The 6,205-nt window shown below is 36.3% G+C and carries 6 protein-coding genes; all 6 read left to right on the top strand.

The features are described from left to right. The first annotated feature begins 741 nt into the window (after positions 1-741). The 6 genes from GKR71_RS07840 (at position 742) to GKR71_RS07815 (ending at position 5,733) form a co-directional block, all read left to right on the top strand. Positions 742-1,440, top strand: coding sequence for a replication initiation protein (locus GKR71_RS07840; RefSeq protein WP_044111722.1), 699 nt, complete (start codon positions 742-744; stop codon positions 1,438-1,440). A 2-nt stretch (positions 1,441-1,442) separates the two neighbouring features. After that, positions 1,443-1,871, top strand: a complete 429-nt coding sequence (locus GKR71_RS07835) for a hypothetical protein (protein WP_044111721.1) — start codon at positions 1,443-1,445, stop codon at positions 1,869-1,871. A gap of 333 nt (positions 1,872-2,204) precedes the next feature. Continuing rightward, a complete protein-coding gene (locus GKR71_RS07830; protein ID WP_044111719.1) occupies positions 2,205-3,233 on the top strand; it encodes a MerR family transcriptional regulator in 1,029 nt (342 codons plus the stop codon). Positions 3,234-3,342: 109 nt separating this feature from the next. After that, positions 3,343-4,002: an HAD-IA family hydrolase gene (locus tag GKR71_RS07825; RefSeq protein ID WP_044111716.1), complete on the top strand. Its 660-nt coding sequence runs from the start codon at positions 3,343-3,345 to the stop codon at positions 4,000-4,002. Positions 4,003-4,597: 595 nt separating this feature from the next. Further along, positions 4,598-5,053 (top strand): GFA family protein, encoded by a 456-nt coding sequence (locus GKR71_RS07820; RefSeq protein WP_228677541.1) that lies wholly within the window; start codon positions 4,598-4,600, stop codon positions 5,051-5,053. Between the two features lie 422 nt (positions 5,054-5,475). Continuing rightward, positions 5,476-5,733: a HigA family addiction module antitoxin gene (locus tag GKR71_RS07815; RefSeq protein WP_064506217.1), complete on the top strand. Its 258-nt coding sequence runs from the start codon at positions 5,476-5,478 to the stop codon at positions 5,731-5,733. Positions 5,734-6,205: the final 472 nt, after the last annotated feature.

The raw sequence follows: 6,205 nt of genomic DNA, 5'->3' as shown, positions 1-6,205 counted from the left end.
AAAAAAAAATTGGCGAGTACTAAATACTTTTAGAGTCTGATAACTAGTTTTTAGATGGTCACAAAAGAAATTTTAATTACATACGCGACAATATGCGTAATTGTTATCAAGTAGTTCACTCCCCCCCCTCCCCCGTAAATGTTTCTGTAATGCTCTCTGTTTAATTTAAACATCGTGGCTAAGGGTAATTTAGTTTTGTGATTACTTTTGCTTAAAACCCACTACAGAGCGTTTAAACCATCACGAACTGGATGAGCTGTGAGCGTAGCGAATTAAATTACACGGAAAAAACAGCGACTCAGTAGCTGGATGGTCGGAGACAAAAGAAAGGTGTGGTGTGTTGCTCGAACAAGGCGATGGAGCTATAGAGGTGCTTTAGGTTTTTTTTTAAAAAAAGGAGCAAACGTTGTTTGCGACATCCTTTTAATTACCGAAAAACGTGATGTATCTGACAGATTTTTCTGAGTTATCCACAGTGGTTTTCTTTTTTAATTGTTTTTTGTTTTTAATTCTTGTTTTACGGTTATTTATTTCTTTGATTAATAAGAATTAAAACACATATAGGCATAGAAATTTACGGTAATAGGCATAGAAATTTACGGTAATAGGTATAGAAATTTACGGTAATAGGCATAGAAATTTACGGTAATACTCACAAATTAGGCATAGAAAAAATAAAAGACTTGCCTTTAATTTAGGGATAGACTACTTTTTTGCCTATCCCATTAAGTAGGAAGCGACATGTCTGAGCTAATAGCATATAAATCCAATGCTTTGATTGAAGCTAGTTACAAACTAACTTTACAGGAACAGCGCTTGCTATTGATGTGTATTGGAAAGTTAAACCCTCTGGATAAAACTCCTCAAAAAACATTCAAAATTACATCTGGCGATTTCTATCTAGCATTTCCTGATATGGGAAAAAGTAATGCAGAACGACATTTAAAAGAAGCTATAGATAAGCTCGCTGAACGTTGGATATATATACAAAACAATAATGAAAGACGACGTATTCGCTGGATCCAAGAAGAAGCAGAATATTTTGAGGGTGAGGGAAAAATAGAAATTGTTTTTGCTGATTCCATAATGCCCTACTTAACTCAGCTTCAAGGTCAATTTACTAAAATTGTGATCAAAAATGTATCAACACTAAAAAGTGTCTATAGCATTCGTTTATATGAGTTATTAATGCAATTTAAAGTGATTGGCGATCGATTGATCAGCATTAATGATTTTCGCTCGATGCTAGGTTTGGACGAAAAAAAATACGCCACCTTCAAATCACTGAATCAATGGGTAATAAAACCAGCAATAAAAGAGTTAAACCAAAAAAGCAATCTATCTGTAACAGTTGATACAGTAAAAAAAGGCAGGAGTGTTTTTGCGCTACACTTTCACTTCAAAGAAGATCAACAAATAAAAATGATGTTAGAGGATTGATTATGGCTTTGGTATCAATCAGTGAAGCGGCAAGGCTGACAGGAAAAGCAAGAAGCACACTACACAAGTACATAAAACAAGGGAAACTGTCTACGACTACAGATCAAAATACAGGAAATAAAAGCATTGAAACATCTGAGTTAATTAGAGTATTTGGTAAAATAAGCAATTCTCCAACTACAGACTGTGACGGTGTCACTAATGTATCAAAACTACAGCAAGAAACACCCAACACTACACAGTCACTACAGATTAAACTTCAACTTCTTGAACAAGAAAATGCACACTTAAAAGCTGAAAAAGAGTTACTTTCAAAAAATTTAGATGATATACGTCAAGCTATGCTATTAATCGAATCCAAGCTGCCGACAACACCCGAACAAGCTAGACCTGTGCCCGCCAAAAAATCATGGCAATTCTGGAAAAAATAGCCGTTTGATACCATTTTCACCGCGAAACCCAAACTGTCCTTTTGATAACAAATAACTAACACAAAAATGGGGCTTTTTACGGGGAGAAGATAGGGAGTTTTGAGCATTTGAGGGGAATTTTAGGTTGAGTGCCTAAATGGCGTTACGCTTAAGCATCATTATGTTAAATGGAGTCGAAATTTTTGGAATATAAAAAATTCTACTACCTAAATAAATAAAACATTAGAAATGTAAATTATTTGCCATAAATATTTTTTATAGCTTAGATACTTGACCCTAACGTAACGTTAGCCTCTAGCATAAGACACGCCTAAGGAATAAAGGAGTCAAAAGATGTTATTACAAGTCGGTGAACTGGCTAAGCGGACAGGGTTAACTATTCGCACCCTTCATCACTATGATGATATCGGTTTACTTCAGCCTTCGGCCCGCTCCGACGCCGGTTACCGACTTTACAGCCGTCAAGATATTACTCGCTTATACCAAATTCAGGCATTGCGAGGGCTTGGAATGACATTGGCAGAAATTGGCGCGGTTCTTAATAGTCCAAACTTGGCACTCGCCCCATTAATTGATCGGCAGATTCAGGCAATCGATCAGATGATCATTAAGCAGACTCAACTGCGCTATCGTTTGAGCAGTCTCAAAAATCAACTGATGAATGGTGAAGAGCTGGAACTGGACAATTGGCTAAAAACACTGGAGCTTATGTCTATGTACGAACAATATTTTACAAAAGAGGAACTTGCAGATCTGACTTTTTTACAGGCAGACAGTAAACAACAAAAAGAATGGGAAGCGCTTGTCGTCGAAGCGAATGCACTCTTTAAGGCCGGAGAATCTTCTAGTAGTGAAACTGCCCAAAACCTGGCTTCACGCTGGATGCTGACTCTCGAACAGAATACGGCTGCTAATCCTGAATGGTTGGTTAAATTGAATAGCATGCATTCAGCTGAATCGGCATTTCAGGAAAAATTGGGTGTGCATCCGGAAGTGGTTGAGTTTCTACTTGAAGCATTTGCCGAGAGTAAGCTGAACGTTTTTGCACGTTATTTATCCGAGCAGGAATTTGCTTTTATGAAGCAAAATTATGCACGTGAGATGAAAAATTGGCCCCAGTTATTGATCGGATTGGAGAAGGCCATTCATGCTGGGATTGAACCTGACAGTGAACAAGCAAAATGTTTAGCACAGCAATGGCTCTCCATGTTGCAAGGTTACGCAGGCAAAAATCCGGCGACACATGCGAAGATTCGCAATGCCATGCAAAATGAACCAAGTCTTGCCGAGGGAACCTGGCTCAAACCTACCACTTTGCAATTTTTAGAAAAAGCAGTATCAGCTTTAATGCGTTGTGCTTAGTACATGCTTACCTCTATTCAAATAATCAAAGTAGTATGGCTACCCCATAATTTGGGGTGGTCATTAAATTTATGATTTTAAAATATTTTATATGGAGTAAGTAGAGTAAATGGTATTCTCACAAACTTATCCAACTAGAGTATATAAGTTGGTTATTTTCGATTTTGATGGAACCTTAGCAGATTCCTTTCCTTTCTTTGTTTCAACTATAAATCATCTAGCTGACATGCATTCTTTCAAGAAGATTTATTTAGATGAGGTTGAATCTTTTAGGGAAATATCTTCCCGAGAGATAATGAAAAATCTTGGGATACCAGTATGGAAACTACCTGCGATTACTCAGAGTTTTATAAAACTTATGAAGGTAAATTCTTCAAAGATTCCTCTATTTGATCATACAGATGAAATGCTTGCACACCTTAATGAACATGGAATTACAGTAGGATTAGTTTCTTCAAATGGATACGAAAATGTGACCAGTGTTCTTGGTTCAAGCTGCCGATACTTTAGTTACTTTGAATGCGGTGCATCTTTTTTTGGAAAAGCATCTAGGTTAAAGCAGCTTTTAAAAAAAGCAGACTTTAAACCATCAGAAACTATCTATATTGGTGATCAGATTACCGATTATGAAGCAGCTAGAACGGTAGGAATTGCTTTCGGTGCAGTTTTATGGGGTTACAGTTCAGAAAAACTTTTAAAGAAACTGTCACCTGATGAGATATTTGAAAATGTGTCTGCCATAAAGAGGATTACTGTCAGCAAAAAATAACCCTACTAAATTATGCTTATAAGCAGAGAATCGCCATTCTAGATACCAGAGGTAAATTATGCTTTCTTTAAAGATAACTACACATATTGATATTAATGCGACACCGGAATAAGTTTGGCAGGTACTGACTGACTTTAAATCGTATGAGAGTTGGAATCCCTTTATCCGTAAAGTTGAAGGAAAGTTAAACATAGGTGAAAAACTAAAGATTAGGATTCATCCAACTAAGAAAAAAGCAATGGAATTTAAGCCTACACTATTGGGGGTCAGTTTGGAGATCGGAAAATCTTGTACGTTTAGCGCACTATTTAACCAAATCAACCCGTAAGGGATTGATTTAGTGCTAGTGGCTATCGCTTTTAAATTAGCGCGTATTCCGTATCGCATTTAGGTTATCCGATTAGACAAAATCCACGGAAAACGCCGTATAGCGCAGAAGTACACCTCATTGAGATAGGTGAAACCTGTTCAAAAAACAGGCTTACCGTACAATAATTTTCTATATCCAAACTGACCCCTATATCAGCATCATTGACACCTTTCAGGAACTGCGTAACAGATGGTATTATAGTAGTAAATACACTTTTTTATTTTTATGGTGATTCCTTTGATTAGTGGTTCATGTTTGTGTGGCTCAGTGAAATTTACGATAAAAAATCAGCCCGAGAAATTTTATAGATGTCACTGTTCACTATGCCGAAGGCAATCTGGAGTTGGTCATAATTTAGCCACCATAGTGAAAATTGAAGATTTTGATTGGCAAACTTCGAGTAGTTTCATTTCCTCGTGGAAAAAGGAAAGTGGATATCGAAATGACTTTTGTAATTCATGTGGTTCGACAGTTCCAAACGCTTTGAGAGATCAGCCCTTTGTATGGCTACCACTTGGATTGCTTGATGATGATATTTCCGCTGACTGCTGTGGTGATTTTTGCACCGATGATTCGATGATGTGGGATTGTGTACGCTCAGCGAATAGTAATAAGAGTGCGGTAAATAGCCTGTTCGATTTATTGCTCATGTTGAATGTTGTACAGGCTAATTTTGAGTAAGAAGTGAGTACGCCTTAGATGCGCGTTTTTACTAGCTCTTGAAGCTTTGATGCGTGACTGGCCCATTATGTTAAACGGGCGAGTTTACACCTCAAAGCAGCCTTTTTAACACCATCAAAACGCCTCAACCTGATTTTAAGCACCAAACACACCCCATAACATCCAAATCTATCCTGAAAGTTTATAACGGTTTTTGTTGCCGTTAAGTGTATTTTTAACATCGTCAGAGTTGGCTGAAAAACTGACCTGAAATCGTTGAAAAGCACAAACTTGTTTTGTGGTGTTCAACGATTTTACCAACCGAGTAAAACGAGGACGGTAGTACTATTTAAAATAAGCAGAAGAGTTAACGATACACACATTTGATTTTCGTGATAAATAGAGGCTATATCTCTTTAAAAATCGATAGAAGGTTACAATAGATGAGAATGTACAAACCACCTCACGTAGGTGAATTAATCACTGAAACTTTGAATGAACTGAACCTAAGCATTGATATTTTAGCTGAAAAGTTAGAAATGAATGTATTTGAAACTGAACAGCTCGTTAATGGTAATCTAATCATTACATTACCAATTGCGAAACGTCTATCAATGACTCTCGGTAGCAGTTCATCATTTTGGTTAAATATTCAAAAAAATTATTATAAACGCTCCTCTATTGAAAACGAATTTTTTTGAAGATATTTAACCCATCAAATTCTATTTTTTGTATTTTAATATCTGGTCATATTCAGCCAAAATTTAAACTTAAAATAAGCACAGTTATTAATTTTGAACATCAATTGACATAGGTTTACACGAAAAAGTTGATGCATTGATGCATCAGCAGCGCATCAGTTTGATGCGTGAGAACAGTAGTTACAGTTTAACGCTCTATATCACATATGATGTGCAACCATTTATTTCATACTTACCCATAGGATATATAAAGTTTCAACATTTTATATCCTGCATCAATTCGTCATCAGAATGATGCAGAAATGCATCAGTTCTATGTTTACATAGCCATAACAATTAAAAATAAACTTAATATTTATCAAATAAATACTATCAAAATTCCATTTTGCGTATGGTGTGTGTTTGCAAGAAAAAAAAATTGGCGAGTACTAAATACTTTTAGAGTCTGATAACTAGTTTTTAGATGGTCACA

This window comes from Providencia sp. wls1922 (assembly GCF_009706505.1).
In the GTDB taxonomy this organism is placed as follows: domain Bacteria; phylum Pseudomonadota; class Gammaproteobacteria; order Enterobacterales; family Enterobacteriaceae; genus Providencia; species Providencia lanzhouensis.
This window is presented reverse-complemented; position numbering and strand designations above follow the sequence as displayed.

Excerpts from the sequence above, each read along its gene's own strand:
- GKR71_RS07825 (WP_044111716.1), top strand. The coding sequence starts at position 3,343 with ATGGTATTCTCACAAACTTATCCAACTAGAGTATATAAGTTGGTTATT.
- GKR71_RS07820 (WP_228677541.1), top strand. The coding sequence starts at position 4,598 with ATGGTGATTCCTTTGATTAGTGGTTCATGTTTGTGTGGCTCAGTGAAA.
- GKR71_RS07840 (WP_044111722.1), top strand. The coding sequence starts at position 742 with ATGTCTGAGCTAATAGCATATAAATCCAATGCTTTGATTGAAGCTAGT.
- GKR71_RS07815 (WP_064506217.1), top strand. The coding sequence starts at position 5,476 with ATGAGAATGTACAAACCACCTCACGTAGGTGAATTAATCACTGAAACT.
- GKR71_RS07830 (WP_044111719.1), top strand. The coding sequence starts at position 2,205 with ATGTTATTACAAGTCGGTGAACTGGCTAAGCGGACAGGGTTAACTATT.
- GKR71_RS07835 (WP_044111721.1), top strand. The coding sequence starts at position 1,443 with ATGGCTTTGGTATCAATCAGTGAAGCGGCAAGGCTGACAGGAAAAGCA.